Source organism: Candidatus Mycolicibacterium alkanivorans (assembly GCF_022760805.1).
In the GTDB taxonomy this organism is placed as follows: domain Bacteria; phylum Actinomycetota; class Actinomycetes; order Mycobacteriales; family Mycobacteriaceae; genus Mycobacterium; species Mycobacterium alkanivorans.
In genome coordinates this window covers 2,526,026-2,539,606 of sequence record NZ_JAIVFL010000001.1, presented here as the reverse complement: position 1 = coordinate 2,539,606, position 13,581 = coordinate 2,526,026, and the positions used below count along the sequence as shown (strand labels likewise).

Sequence of the window (13,581 nt, the reverse complement as noted above, 5' to 3'; positions counted from 1 at the left end):
TTGTGTCTGACCTCCGCCCTGGTTGTGCCGCCGCGTCTGAGTCTAGTCCTCAGCGATCCAGTACGTCGCGTACAGCGGACTTGATCAGGGAGGTGTGCAAGGTGATCGCCAGGGCCGCCACCTCGCGGGCCAGATCGTCGGCCCGGTCGCGCGCACCGGTCTTGTCGGCCTTGCCCACCGGACCGGCGATCTGGGCGATCAGGTCGGACTGGCGGTCCGCCGCCGACCGGAACGCCCGCAGGTGCCGGGGCTCCACGCCGTATTCGCCAAGTGCGTTCGCGCACTGGACGATGACTACCGCGTGCTCGTCGAAGAACCCGCCCGGTCCGGTGGTGATCACGCCGGCCTTGCACAGCGCGGTCAGCAGATCCTCCCGGACACCCGAACGCTCCAGGACGTCTTCGCGGCTGAGCCGTACCTGTGCGCGGGTCACTGCCGCGGTGTCCGCGGCGGCGTGCTCGGAGACCGGCACCAAACGCGGTACGCCATAAGAGAATCCGGCCTGCGGCAGCTCGCCGTCGGGCTGCGCGTCGAGCTGGGCCTTGATGACCTTCAACGGCAGGTAGTGGTCGCGCTGGGCAGTCAGGATGAACCGCAACCTGGCGCAGTCGTAGGCGGTGAACCGCCGATACCCCGATGCGCTGCGCTGTGGCGTGACGAGACCCTCGGCTTCCAAGAACCGGATCTTGGAGATCGTCACGTCCGGGAAGTCCGGTCGCAGCAGTTCCAGGACCGCTCCGATCGACATCCCGGCAAGCGCGGGAGTATCGGGGGCGGTCATCTAGCTTCCCGGACCGCCTTCGTCGTCGGCGGGCTTCGGACCGATCAGGAACACCAGCCGGAATTTGCCGATCTGCACCTCGTCGCCGTTGGCCAGCGTCGCGGAGTCCACGGGCTCGCGGTTGACGTAGGTGCCGTTAAGGCTGCCGACGTCGACCACCTGGAATTCGTTGCCGTCCAACCGGAACTCGGCATGCCTGCGGCTGACGGTCACGTCGTCGAGGAAGATGTCGGAATCGGGATGCCGGCCCGCCGACGTGGTGGGCTGGTCGAGCAGGAACCTCGAGCCCGCATTGGGCCCACGTTTGACGACCAGCAGCGCCGAGCCGACCGGGAGGCCCTCGACCCCCGATACCGCGTTCTCACCGCTGGGGCTCGCCGGGGCGTCCAACTCGTTGAGGAAGTCGGCGCGGAAGACGGACGTCGTCTCCACGGTGACTTCGTCAGACGTTTCCGCCCCGGAGTTGTGGTCCTTGTCCGTCACCCGCTGTGCTCCTCACTGGCTGCCGTGGCGATACCTGGCGGGGTGTCCGCACAGGGCGCCCGTCCGCCTCACCATCACTTCCGTCGACCGTACCGCGCAGCGGTCGTCAGTGTGCCCACCGCCGCCGGATCGGTGACCAGCAGGTACCCTAACAACCGTTCATTCCGTCACTGTGCCCCGATAGGCATCCGCGTCCAGCAGGGCCGCCAACCCCTGTTCGAGGGTATCGCCGTCGGCCTCCAGCTCCAACAACCACCCCAGGCCGTACGGATCGGAGTTGACCAGTTGCGGGTTGGACTCCAGATCGCCGTTGACGGCAATTACTTTCGCGGTGACCGGCGCGTAGAGGTCGGACACCGACTTGGTGGACTCCACCTCGCCGAACGACTCGCCGGCCGTGACCTCGCTGCCGACGTCGGGCAACTGCACGTAGACCACATCGCCGAGGGACGACTGGGCGAAGTCGGTGATCCCGACCCGCACAGTGCCGTCACCGGTGACGCGCACCCACTCGTGTTCGGCGGTGTAGCGCAGGTCGGCTGGGATTTCGCTCACGGTGCTCCTTTGACAGCGGCGCTCATTTGACGGGCTGAGCGTATTGGCGCGGTTTCGGTTGCCGCAAGGTGGTGATCTCCACATGATCGGACTGGGTGACCGTCATCCGGCCGCCGACGCGCTCGACGCTGTCGACCGCGCCGCCCGGAATGTTCATCGCGGCGGCCAGGGTCGGCGGATCGCCAATGGCCAGAACGGAATACGGCGGAGCCAGCGTCTGGGTGTCGACCACCAGGGCGCCGGGGCTGCCGACCACCCAGGTGTCGACCCCGACCCGGACCGCCTGAGGGCCGGAGCGGATCTCCATCGCCTCGGCACCGGCGGCACGCAGTTCGTTGATGACGTCGAGCAAGGTTTCGGGCGCCACCCCCGGTCCGGGATCGTCGATGGTGATGTTGACCCCCGGCCCGCTGGCCGCCACCGTGCCGATCAAGATGGACAGCGCGGCCAGCCGGGCCTGGGCGTTCTGGATGGCGGCCTGGTCGCTGGTGCCGGCGGCCTGCATGGCGGCGAGGTTGCGTTGCAACTCGGCGACCTCGGTGTTGAGTGCGGCCTCTCGCTGCTGCAGCGAGCCCAGCAGGACCAGCAAGTCGGCCGGCCGGGCGGTTTCCAGGGCGTCACCGGACTCGGTCTGCCGGACCTGCGTGACGATCGCGATGCCCAGCACCAGGCACAACACCACCCCGAGCACCCCGAACACCACCTGCGAGCGGCTGCGGCGGCCCCGGGGCGGGGTCTGTCCTTCGGGCAGTTCATGCCGCCCGTGCTCGGCCTCGGCGGCCTGGTCCCCCTCGGTCATCTCAGGCGCCGAACAACCGTCGCCGCAAAGCGGCCGCGTTGCCGAAGATCCGGATGCCGAGCACCACGATGATCGCGGTCGACAGCTGCGAGCCCACGCCGAGTTGGTCGCCGACGTAGACGATCAGCGCCGCCACCAGCACGTTGAACACGAACGAGACGACGAAGACCTTGGCGTCGAAGATCTTCTCCAGGTAGGCGCGCAGACCGCCGAAGACGGCGTCGAGCGCGGCGACGACGGCGATGGGCAGATAGGGCTGGATGACCTCGGGCACGCTCGGGTGGAAGACGAGGCCCAGCACGATGCCGACCACCAGCGCGGCGATTCCGATCATGTCTGACGGCTCATTCCCCTGATGGATCCCTCACGGCCCGATCTGCTTGGCAAATGTAATCTCCCGGACCGTGCCCGCGGGCAGCGACAGGCCGTCGCCGCTGCTCACGCCGACCCCGACGCCGTAGTAGGCCTCCAGCAATCGCAGGCGCTGCAATCCGGAACTGCGCTCGAAGGTGTCGCGCATCGTGTTGGGCGGCCCCACCGCGAGGATGGCGTAGGGGCTGCTGACCGGATGATTGTCGACCAGGATCGCGCCGCCAGCCTGCCGGATGGTCGCGTTGGGCCCCATCCGGACCCCGCCGACCGAGATGGCCTCGGCGCCTGCGGCCCACAGCGAGTTCACCACCAGCTGCAGGTCCCGGTCCAGGATGACCTGGCGGCTGCCCGGCACGCGCTGCTTGGCGACGTCGGTCAGGTCACGACCCGCCCCCGGGTCGGTGATGGTGATGTTCAGCCCGGGGCCGATCACCGGCGTGGTGGCCGCGGTCAGGCTGAGCTCGTCGAGCCGGGTCAGCAGCTGCCGACCCGTTCTGTCGTCGCGCAATTGGCGGCGCTGGATGTCGTCGGCCTGCACGGCCAACGCATTGCGGCGGGTGGCCAGCTCGTCGGTGCTGCGTTCGGCCGAGCGCACGCTGGCCGCCAGCACCTGCTGTGCGGCGCTGACGCCCGGGGCCGTCGAGCGCGCCTGGGCGACCGCCGCGGCGAACACCACCGCGATCAGCAGCGCCGCCAGCGCCTGCCACAGGTGGTCGGCGGCCCGGCGCCGGGCGGCTCCGGCGCGGCGGCGCTCCGCCGCGGCGGCATAGCCGGGGTCGAGGTGATCGGTGAGCAGGGAACGCAGCAGCGACGGCAACGGGATCAGCGACGGCCGGTTCTCGGCCGGCCCGGATAGGCCCGCCGGTGGGTCGAAGCCCACGGCGCGGTCAGACGGCGCCGGCATCGCTGCTGTCGGTGCGTCGGCTGACGGCGGTGACTTTCGGCATCGTGCGCACGACCAGGCGCACCTGCAGCAGGTAGAGCACCGCCGACCACAGGTACATGCCCATGCCCCAGACGACGAAACCCCAGCCGCATGCGCCGATGACATGGCTCCAGACGGCGTCCCACTGACCCAGCAGGACCAGCGGGAAGCCGGACATCAACGCGAACGTCGCCGCCTTGCCGATGTAGGTGACCGGCAGCGAGGTCAGCCCGCGGCTGCGCACTACCGGGAGGGCGGCGGCCAGCACGGCGTCGCGTCCGATCAGGATGCCGACCACCCACCAGGGAACGACGCCGGAAAACCCCAGTCCCACCGGCACGGCGACCATGTAGATGCGGTCCACCAGGGGGTCGAGGAGTTCACCGAGCCGGGAGGACTGGTTGGCCACCAGGCGGGCGATCTTGCCGTCTGCCCAGTCGGAGAACCCGCTGAACATCAGGATCACCACCGCCCAGCCGTAGGCGTGGGTGAACAGCAGCAGGTACAGGAAGACCGGTACCAGGACGAGCCGGATGACGCTGAGCACGTTCGGGATGGTCAGCACCCGATCGACCCCGCGTTCCATGGGACTGAACCTAGCCCTAGCTGAACACCCCGGGCAGGCTCAGCGCTGACAACGTGTCGTCGTTGAGTGGGTTGTCGTGCACCATGTACGTCCACGTCGAGGTGGGCCGGGCCAGCTTGGACAGGTCCAGGCCCTGCTCCTGCTCGAGCACGTCGGCGGTCTCGAACGTCTGCTGGGCCGCCTCGATTGCGTCGGCGGCCAGGTGGGCGAACGCGTCGACGGCCATCCGGTGGAACTCGTCGAGCGGGTTCTGTCGCCCCAGGGCGCGCAGGTGGATGCTCTCCCGGATGTCCGACAGGTAGGCCAGGTGGTCGGCCCAGCCGCGGTCGAGGTGGAACAGCATGATGTCGCGGCAGATCTTCTCCAGCCGCTCCTCGGACACCTTCTCCGACAACATCTCGTAGCGCTCCGGTGAGAGCTCCGCGAGCTCCTCACGGGCCGCTGGCGTGCTGAGCAGGGTGTTGCGCCGCTCGACGATGATGGCCCGCTGCTGGGCGATCAGCTGGTTGTAGCGCCAGGTGTTGGCGTGCACGTCCAGCAGCCGGCCGTCGGCCACCCGCTGGGCATGGTCGAGCAGCGAGGCCGCCTTCGGGCTGGTGATCTTGCCGGTCTCGTCGCAGTCCAGTGGTAGCTTGCCACGCTCGACGTGGGAGGTGACGACTTCGTCTTCCCAGCTGGCGAAGAACACCGTGGAACCCGGGTCACCCTGGCGGCCAGCGCGGCCGCGCAGCTGGTTGTCCAGCCGCTCGGTGTTGTGCCGGCCGGTGCCGACGACGTGCAGGCCGCCCAGATCGGCCACCTTGTCGTGGTCGGCCTCGTCGGAGCCGCCGAGCCGGATATCGGTGCCGCGCCCGGCAATCTGGGTGGACACCGTCACCGCGCCGAGCTTGCCCGCCTCGGCGATGACGGCGGCCTCCTCCTCGTCGTTCTTGGCGTTGAGCACCACCGCGGGCACGCCGCGCCTGACCAGCCGCTCGTAGAGCTCCTCGGACTCGGCGACGTCGCGCGTGCCGACCAGGATCGGCTGGCCGGTCGCGTGGACCTCGATGATGTGCTCGATGATCGCCTCGGTCTTGGCCGCGGCGGTGATGTAGACGCGATCCGGCTCGTCCTCGCGGATGTTGGGCGCATTCGACGGGATCGGCGAGACGCCCAGCTTGTAGAACTGCCGCAGCTGTTCACCGGCGGCCAGCGCGGTACCGGTCATACCGCACACCGTCGGGTAGCGGTTGATCAGCGCCTGCACGGTGATGGTGTCGAGCACCTCACCGGTCTCGGTGGTTGCGATGCCCTCCTTGGCTTCCACCGCAGCCTGCAGGCCGTCCGGCCAGCGCTGTAGCTGGGCGACGCGGCCACGGGAGGAGTTGATCAGGCGCACCGCGCCGTTGCGCACGATGTAGTGCACATCGCGCTGCAGCAGCACGTGCGCGTGCAAGGCGACGTTGACCTCGGTCAGGGTGGTGCCGACGTGCTCCTCGGAGTACAGGTCGATGCCGCCGAGCGCCTTCTCCAGCTTCTGCGCACCGGTCTCGGTGAGGTGGACGTTGCGGCTGTCGGTGTCGGTGTCGTAGTGCTCGCCGGCCTGCAGCTGGCCCACCAGCCGCACGATGTCCAGCTTCGGGGTCTCGCGGTGCGTCGTCCCGGCCAGCACCAGCGGCACCAGCGCCTCGTCGACCAGCACCGAGTCAGCCTCGTCGATCAGCGCCACGTCGGGGTTGGGCGAGACCAGGTCGGCGACGTCGGTGACCAGCTGGTCGCGCAGCACATCGAAGCCGATCTCGTTGACCGACGCGTAGGTGACGTCGCACTGGTAGGCGGCGCGGCGCTCCTCGGCGGTCGAATCCTCGGTGATCCAGCCGACCGTCAGGCCCAACGCCTCGATCAGCGGCCCCATCCACTCCGCGTCGCGGCGGGCCAGGTAGTCGTTGATCGTCACGACGTGCACGTTGCGCCCGCTCAGGGCGTAACCGGCGGCGGCGATGGCACCGGAGAGCGTCTTGCCCTCACCGGTGGCCATCTCGATGACGTCACCGGCCATCATCCGCAGTGCGCCGAGCAACTGGACGTCGAAGGGCCGCAGCCCGGTGGCGCGTTCGGCGGCCTCCCGGGCGATGGCCAGGAACTGCGGGATGTCGGCCGAGCCGGCCAGCTCCTTGAGGTCCAGCAGCTGTGCGGCCTTCTTGAGCTGCTCGTCTTCGAGGCCCGCGGCCTTTTCGTCGAACTCCGCCGAGGCTTCCACCTCGGACATCGATTCGGCCCTGGTCTTGTCCGTGCTCGCCCCGAGCAGGCGCCAGAAGCCCCGGCTGACGCGACCCGACCCTGCGGTGGTCTTGCGATTCTTCGCCACGGGTCAACGGTACCGGCGGCCGCGCAAGGTCCTGTGGCGGCTGGCCCGGATCACCCCAAATTCGACCGCCGCGGGTAGGCCACCGAGGGGTCGGTCAGCGTATTCACCACCGCGGGCACCCCGGCTTCGAAGGCCCGGCGCAGTGCCGGGCGCAGCTCCTCGGGCGTCGCCACCAGCTCGCCGTGCCCGCCCAGCGCCCGCACCACCTCGTCGTAGCGGGTGCCCGGCCGCAATTCGGCGACCACCGAATAGCCGTAGAGCATCTCCATCGGATGCTTCTCCAGCGCCCAGATCCCGTTGTTGCCGATCACCGACACCACGTGCACGCCATGGCGAACCAGCGTGTCCCACTCCATCCCGGAGAAGCCGAACGCCCCGTCGCCCTGCAGCAGCACGACCTGCCGGTCGGGCCGGGCCAGCTTGGCGGCCAACGCGTAGCCCGGCCCCGACCCCAGGCAGCCGAACGGCCCGCTGTCGAGCCACGCGCCGGGCACGTAGCTGTCGATGACGCGGCCCGCGTAGGAACCGAAGTCACCGGCGTCGATGACCACGATCGCGTCGCGATCCAGCAGCGGCATCAGTTCGGCGTAGACCCGCATCGGGTGCAGCGGGGTGCGGTCGTCGGCCAGTTCCTCGGCCTCGGCGGCCCGGGCCCTGGCCTCGAGCGTGCGCAGCGAGCCGATCCAATCCTCATGTGCTCCGGCGGCGGCGCCGGCCAGCGCGGTAAGGATCACCGACAGGTCGCCGTAGAGGCCCGCGGCCACCGCGCGGGGATGGCCGCGGTCGGGGGCGACGCGGTCGGCGACGATCAGCCGGGTCTCGTTGCCGAAGACGGCGCCGAAGCCGAGCCGGAAGTCCATCGGCACCCCGACGACCAGAGCCACGTCGGCCTGCGAGAGCGCCGCCGACCGGGCGCGCGAGAACCCCAGGTCCCGGTCCGCGCCGACGATGCCGCGGGCCATTCCGTTGGCGAACACCGGGATTCGCAGTTTCTCGGCCAGGTCGAGCAGGGCCTCCTCGGCGTGCCCCCACCACACGTTGGTGCCGGCCATGATCACCGGGCGCTGCGCGTCGGAGAGCAGGTCGACGGCCCGCTGCAGTTCGAGTCCGTCCGGCGCCGGCAGCGCGGGCAGCTCAGTCAGTGCACCCGGTTCGTCGCGGTCGTGGGCCTCGCCGAACAGGTGGTCCATCGGGAAGTCGACGAATGCCGCCCCGGATGGCGCGCCGACTGCCGCGCGCAGCGCGTCGTCGACCCGGTCACCGACGGCGCCGGCCGACTCGGCGGTGACCGCGTAGCGGGTCAGCGGGGCCACGAACGGGACGTGGTCGATCTCCTGCAGCGAGCCCATCCCCCAGCGCAGCGCCGGGGCGCGCCCGCCGAGGACCAGCATCGGTGACTGGTTCTGCTGGGCGGCGGCCATCGCGCTCATCCCGTTGGTCACCCCGGGCCCGGCGGTCAGCGCGACGACACCGGGTACCCGCGTCACCTTCGACCAGCCCTCGGCGGCGAAGGCCGCGGTCTGCTCGTGGCGGGTATCGATCAGCCGGATTCCCTCGCTGCGGCAGCCGTCGTAGATCGGGAAGATGTGACCACCGGACAGGGTGAACACCGTGTCGATGCCGCTGGCTCGCAGCCGCCGTGCGACCAATGTGCCGGCGTGAACGGTGTGCGGAGAATCAGCGTCGGTGCCCATCGGCCGAGCCTAACCAGCGGACCCGCATAATCGGGTAGGTCTGGCCGCGGCGTCATGACGTCGTGGCCATTAGGGTGGGCCTCCCGGACTGGAATTGTGCCGGCCATCTCGGGTGGTCACGCCCCCGAACCCGCACGCCGGGGTAGGTTGCCGGGAAGCCACCGGATCGGTCGTCGTCGCGACGCCGCCGCCGCGGGAGGAGAACGCGTTGGAAATGTACACGCCGTCCATGGACTGGGGGCACGAGTTCGTGCCCTCGTTGCTGTGGATTCTCAATGCGTGGGCGATCAGCGCCGTACTCAGCATGGTCGTCTTGGTCCTGCTGGCCCGTTTCACGGTGTGGGGCCGTCAGTACTGGCGGGTCAGCGGCGACTACTTCAAGGGCAAGCAGAGCATCCCGGTGTGGATCTGGCTCGCGGGCCTGCTGCTGTCGGTGACGATGTCGGTACGCCTTGACGTGCTGCTCAGCTTCTACAGCAACGACCTGTTCACGTCCCTGCAGGTCGCGTTCCAGGGCGCCGGCGCGAACAACGCCGCTGTGCGCCAATCCGGCATCCACGGCTTCTGGACCGCCCTGATCATCTTCGCGATCCTGGCGACCATCTACATCAGCCGGGTGATGCTCGACATCTACGTGACTCAGCGCTTCATCATCCGCTGGCGGGTGTGGCTGACCGACCGGCTGACCTGCGACTGGCTCGACGACCACGCCTACTACCGCACCCGGTTCACCGAGTCCGACATCGACAACCCCGACCAGCGCATCCAGCAGGACGTGGACATCTTCACTGCCGGGGTTGGGTCATCGCCCAACACCCCGATGATCGGCTCGTCCAGCATGCTGCTGTTCGGGGCCATCAACTCGCTGATGACGGTTGTCTCGTTCACCCTGATCCTGTGGCACCTGTCCGGCCCGCTGACGGTGGCCGGCATCACGCTCGACCATGCGCTGTTCTGGGTGGTCCTGGTCTACGTGGTGTTCGCGACGGTGATCGCGTTCTGGATCGGCCATCCGCTGATCCGGCTGAGCTTCCGCAACGAGCTCACCAACGCCGTGTTCCGCTACGCGCTGGTGCGGCTGCGCGACGCCGCCGAGGCGGTCGGCTTCTACCGCGGCGAGGACGCCGAGCGCGGGCTGCTGCGCCGCAAGTTCGCCGAGATCATCGCCAACTACCGCCGGTATGTGAACCGCGCCATCGCGCTGACCGGGTGGAACCTGACGATGAGCCAGATCATCAACCCGCTGCCGCTGGTCATCCAGGCGCCCCGGTTGTTCTCCGGGGCGATCAACCTCGGTGACGTCACGCAGTCCTCGAGCGCATTCGGCTCGATCCACGACTCGCTGTCGTTCTTCCGCAACGCCTACGACTCCTTCGCCGCCTACCGGGCCGCGATCATCCGTCTGCACGGCCTGGTCCAGACCAACTCGGTGGCCCGCGAGCTGCCCAAGCTGACCACCGTGGCCAGCCACGACGGCTCGGTGGAACTGCAGCGCGTCGAGGTCCGCACCCCCAGCGGCGCACAGCTGCTCGATCCCATCGACCTGCGGCTGGAGCCCGGCGAGACCCTGGTGATCACCGGACCGTCCGGCACCGGCAAGACCACGCTGCTGCGCAGCCTGGCCCAGATGTGGCCCTACACCTCGGGCACCTTGCGCCGCCCGATCGACGACCACGACACCATGTTCCTGTCGCAAATGCCGTATGTCCCGCTCGGTGATCTGCGCACGGTGGTGTCCTACCCCGCCAACTCCGGTGCAATCCCTGACGAGGAGTTGCAGCGGGCGCTGACCCAGGTGGCGTTGTCGCACCTGACCATCCGGCTCAACGAGGTCCAGGACTGGGCCAAGGTGCTGTCCCCGGGTGAGCAGCAGCGCATCGCCTTCGCCCGGGTCCTGCTCACCCGGCCCAAGGCGGCCTTCCTCGACGAGGCCACTTCCGCGCTCGACGAAGGTCTGGAGTTCGCGCTCTACGACCTGATCCGCACCGAGCTGCCCAACACCATCCTGGTCAGCGTCAGCCATCGCAGCACCGTCGAGCAACACCACACCCGGCATCTGGAGTTGCTCGGCGAGGGCGCCTGGCACCTGGGCCGGGTCGAGGGCAACGAACCCGCGCCAGTCTGAGCTGACGCAGGGGTCAATCGCGCGAGACGGGGCACCTTCCCGCCGGGTTGCTGAAAAGCTTGGCCGCGAACCGATCACGCTCGTGTCGCGGCCGAGGAGAACAGCCCATGGAGATGTACAAGCCCTCCCTTGACTGGAGCAACGAGATCCCGCACTCGCTGCTGTGGGCGGCCAAGGCGTGGACTATCAGCGCGGTGGTGGCGGTCGTCGTCCTGGTCCTCCTCGCCCGCTACACCACCTGGGGCCGGCAGTTCTGGCGGATCACCGGTGGATACTTCCGCGGGCGCGCCAGTGTGGCGGTGTGGCTGTGGCTGGGCGTGCTGCTGTTCTCGACGATGATCGCCGTGCGCCTCGACGTGCTCCTGAGCTATTACAGCAACGACCTTTACTCCTCGCTGCAGGTCGCGTTCGAGGGCGCCGGAGCCGGCAACGAGGCGGTGCGGGACTCCGGAGTGCACGGATTTTGGCTCGCCATACTGACTTTCGTGATCATCGCCGCGGTCTACGTCAGCAGGCAGATAGTCGACATCTACCTGACGCAGCGCTTCATCATCCGCTGGCGGGTGTGGCTGACCGATCGGCTCACCGGGGACTGGCTCGAACAGGAGGCCTACTACCGCAGCCGGTTCATCGACAACCCGATCGACAACCCCGACCAGCGCATCCAGATGGACATCGACATCTTCACCACAGGCACTGGCGCCGAACCGGATTCGCCCACCGTGAGCTCGTCGACGACGCTGTTGTTCGAGGCCATCAACTCGGTGGTGTCGGTGGTGTCGTTCACCCCGATCCTGTGGAACCTGTCCGGTCCGCTCAGCCTGTTCGGGAACACACTCAACCACGCGCTGTTCTGGCTGGTGCTGCTCTATGTCGCGGTGGCCACCGTGATCGCGTTCTGGATCGGTAAGCCGCTGATCCTGCTGAGCTTCCGAAACGAGTTGACCAACGCGGCTTTCCGCTATGCGCTGGTCCGGTTGCGCGATGCCGCCGAGGCGATCGGGTTCTACCGCGGCGAGATCGCCGAACGCTCCATCCTGGCATCGCGGTTCACCGCGATCATCGCCAACTACCGGGCCTTGGTGGTGCGCAGCCTGTACCTGCTGGGCTGGAACCAGACGATGAGCCAGGTCATCACCCCTCTGCCGCTGGTGGTCCAGGCGCCACGGCTGTTCGCCGGCCAGATCAGCTTCGGCGACGTCACCCAGTCTTCGAGCGCGTTCCTCAACATTCACGACTCGCTGGCCTTCTTCCGCAGCGTCTACGACTCGTTCGCCGGCTACCGGGCCACGATCATCCGCCTCGACGGACTGGTCGAGGCCAACGCCGAAGCACGCGCCCTGCCCCGGCTGGATGCCGAGCAAACCACCGACGGCACTTTCGAACTGCGTGACGTCGACGTGTGCCGGCCCAACGGTGACATGCTGATCGACGGGCTCGATCTCCAGCTGCAGCCCGGCGAGGCGCTGGTGATCACCGGCCCGCCCGGGTGCGGGCGCACCACCCTGCTGCGCAGCATCGCCCGGCTGTGGCCCTACGGCTCCGGGACGGTTCGGCAGCCCGGCGGTGGTGACGGGGAGACGATGTTCCTGTCCCAGGTCCCCTACGTCCCGCTGGGTGACCTGCGCGCCGTGCTGACCTATCCGGCGATCGAAGGCAGCATTGCCGACGAACGACTCGTCGCCACCCTCGACGACGTCGCGCTCGGGCATCTCAGCGGCCGGCTCGACGAGGTCCAGGACTGGGCCAAGGTCCTCTCGCCGGGTGAGCAGCAGCGCATCGCATTCGCGCGGATCCTGCTGACCGAGCCCAAGGTGGTCTTCCTCGACGAGGCGACCTCGGCCGTCGACGAGGGTCAGGAGTACTCACTCTACCGGCTGCTGCGCACCCGGTTGCCGGACTGCATCGTCGTCTCGGTCACCCACCGCAGCACCGTCGAACAACACCATGACCACCACCTGCGCCTGCTGGGTGGCGGTGAGTGGCAGCTCGACCGCCGGGCCGAGACCGTGGGAATGTGATTGCGCCACAAGGAATTCAGTTGCAGCTACAGCGCATCGACCACGGCGAACCCGTCGCCCCGGGTGGTCACCTGGAAGGCGCGCGGACACGCCGCCCGAGCCGGATGCAGACGCACACTCACGGCAGGACAGCGCGAAGAACCCTAGTTGTGCTGCGACACCGCCACGTTGACCACGCCCACGTCCTCGCGGACCTGCTGGCCGGTGGCCTGCCAGGACACCGCGGCCGGCAGCGCGCCCCAGGTGCTGTTGAACAGTCCGATGATGACGGCCTTGTTGCTGTCGGCCAGCACGTAGACCGGCCCGCCGGAGTCGCCCTTCTTGCTGACGACACCGTTGTCCATCGTGAACCAGCCGTTGTTGACCCGCTCGACCGAGCCGCAGCTCTCCCCGGTCACCACTCCGAAGTGGCACACCGGAGCACCCGCGGTCAGCGGTGGCGCGACGTCGGCGACCAGTTGGCGGCCGCCGGGAAGGATGTTGTTGACGACGACATCGGTGGCCAGGCCGATGGTCTCGTAGTCGGAGATCACCTCATCGGTGCGCACGACGGTGCCGTCGGGGGTGTTGTCGCGGAATGTCGACACCATGCCGATGAACCGGCCGTCCTTGTCGGTGACCGGCCCGCTGCCGCGGCAATGCCCGGCCGAGAAGGCCACCCGCTGGACCGGGTCGACGTAGCCGAGGGTGCAGACGTTGCTGTCCTGGTGGATCTCCATGCCGGGAGAAACCACCACACCGGGGTCGGCCTGGGCCACCGGGGCCACGGCCGAGCACGCGGCGACGGCAGCGGCCGCTGCGACGAGGTACCGAAGAGGTAAGCGAGCCACCTTACACCCCGATCCGTCGGCGACCCGTCAACGACGCGGTCGCAATAGTGTGTCGACTGTGTA

Annotated in this window: 12 protein-coding genes; 2 read left to right on the top strand and 10 right to left on the bottom strand. The window is 68.6% G+C overall.

Annotation, left to right across the window (positions count from 1 at the left end; all coding sequences use genetic code 11):
• Positions 1–49: 49 nt before the first annotated feature.
• The 9 genes from ftsR to K9U37_RS12565 all read right to left on the bottom strand — a co-directional run bounded on the left by ftsR (position 50) and on the right by K9U37_RS12565 (position 8,542).
• Positions 50–781, bottom strand: coding sequence for a transcriptional regulator FtsR (gene ftsR, locus K9U37_RS12605; protein WP_243071972.1), 732 nt, complete (start codon positions 779–781; stop codon positions 50–52).
• The gene (gene garA / locus K9U37_RS12600; protein ID WP_243071971.1) at positions 782–1,264 is read right to left on the bottom strand and encodes a glycogen accumulation regulator GarA; all 483 of its coding nucleotides are present in this window, start codon (positions 1,262–1,264) and stop codon (positions 782–784) included.
• Between the two features lie 159 nt (positions 1,265–1,423).
• Positions 1,424–1,819 carry a glycine cleavage system protein GcvH gene (gene gcvH, locus K9U37_RS12595; RefSeq protein ID WP_243071970.1) on the bottom strand — a complete coding sequence of 132 codons (396 nt, stop codon included), beginning with the start codon at positions 1,817–1,819 and terminating at the stop codon, positions 1,424–1,426.
• 22 nt (positions 1,820–1,841) lie between these two features.
• Positions 1,842–2,618 (bottom strand): DUF881 domain-containing protein, encoded by a 777-nt coding sequence (locus K9U37_RS12590; RefSeq protein WP_243071969.1) that lies wholly within the window; start codon positions 2,616–2,618, stop codon positions 1,842–1,844.
• A 1-nt stretch (position 2,619) separates the two neighbouring features.
• Entirely contained in the window at positions 2,620–2,952 is a 333-nt protein-coding gene (locus K9U37_RS12585) for a small basic family protein (protein WP_243071968.1), read from the bottom strand.
• A gap of 30 nt (positions 2,953–2,982) precedes the next feature.
• Complete coding sequence (locus tag K9U37_RS12580; protein WP_243071967.1) at positions 2,983–3,894, bottom strand: DUF881 domain-containing protein; 912 nt, start codon at positions 3,892–3,894, stop codon at positions 2,983–2,985.
• Complete coding sequence (locus tag K9U37_RS12575; protein ID WP_243071966.1) at positions 3,878–4,501, bottom strand: CDP-alcohol phosphatidyltransferase family protein; 624 nt, start codon at positions 4,499–4,501, stop codon at positions 3,878–3,880. The genes K9U37_RS12580 and K9U37_RS12575 overlap by 17 nt, the downstream gene beginning before the upstream one ends.
• Before the next feature lie 16 nt (positions 4,502–4,517).
• Complete coding sequence (gene secA2, locus K9U37_RS12570; protein ID WP_243071965.1) at positions 4,518–6,848, bottom strand: accessory Sec system translocase SecA2; 2,331 nt, start codon at positions 6,846–6,848, stop codon at positions 4,518–4,520.
• Positions 6,849–6,898: 50 nt separating this feature from the next.
• Positions 6,899–8,542: an acetolactate synthase gene (locus tag K9U37_RS12565; protein ID WP_243071964.1), complete on the bottom strand. Its 1,644-nt coding sequence runs from the start codon at positions 8,540–8,542 to the stop codon at positions 6,899–6,901.
• 208 nt (positions 8,543–8,750) lie between these two features.
• On the opposite strand from K9U37_RS12565, the gene K9U37_RS12560 reads away from it, so the two are divergent.
• Together K9U37_RS12560 and K9U37_RS12555 are read left to right on the top strand one after the other, a co-directional pair.
• A complete protein-coding gene (locus K9U37_RS12560) occupies positions 8,751–10,667 on the top strand; it encodes an ABC transporter ATP-binding protein/permease (RefSeq protein ID WP_372489568.1) in 1,917 nt (638 codons plus the stop codon).
• 107 nt (positions 10,668–10,774) lie between these two features.
• Positions 10,775–12,688: an ABC transporter ATP-binding protein/permease gene (locus tag K9U37_RS12555; RefSeq protein WP_243071963.1), complete on the top strand. Its 1,914-nt coding sequence runs from the start codon at positions 10,775–10,777 to the stop codon at positions 12,686–12,688.
• 143 nt (positions 12,689–12,831) lie between these two features.
• Here K9U37_RS12555 and K9U37_RS12550 read toward each other — a convergent pair whose 3' ends face one another.
• On the bottom strand, positions 12,832–13,518 hold the full coding sequence (locus K9U37_RS12550) for an Rv1815 family serine proteinase (RefSeq protein ID WP_372489509.1): 687 nt from the start codon (positions 13,516–13,518) through the stop codon (positions 12,832–12,834).
• Positions 13,519–13,581: the final 63 nt, after the last annotated feature.

Coding starts and splice junctions, on each gene's coding strand:
- K9U37_RS12565 (WP_243071964.1), bottom strand. CDS start 8,542: ATGGGCACCGACGCTGATTCTCCGCACACCGTTCACGCCGGCACATTG.
- ftsR (WP_243071972.1), bottom strand. CDS start 781: ATGACCGCCCCCGATACTCCCGCGCTTGCCGGGATGTCGATCGGAGCG.
- K9U37_RS12555 (WP_243071963.1), top strand. CDS start 10,775: ATGGAGATGTACAAGCCCTCCCTTGACTGGAGCAACGAGATCCCGCAC.
- K9U37_RS12575 (WP_243071966.1), bottom strand. CDS start 4,501: ATGGAACGCGGGGTCGATCGGGTGCTGACCATCCCGAACGTGCTCAGC.
- K9U37_RS12590 (WP_243071969.1), bottom strand. CDS start 2,618: ATGACCGAGGGGGACCAGGCCGCCGAGGCCGAGCACGGGCGGCATGAA.
- K9U37_RS12585 (WP_243071968.1), bottom strand. CDS start 2,952: ATGATCGGAATCGCCGCGCTGGTGGTCGGCATCGTGCTGGGCCTCGTC.
- K9U37_RS12580 (WP_243071967.1), bottom strand. CDS start 3,894: ATGCCGGCGCCGTCTGACCGCGCCGTGGGCTTCGACCCACCGGCGGGC.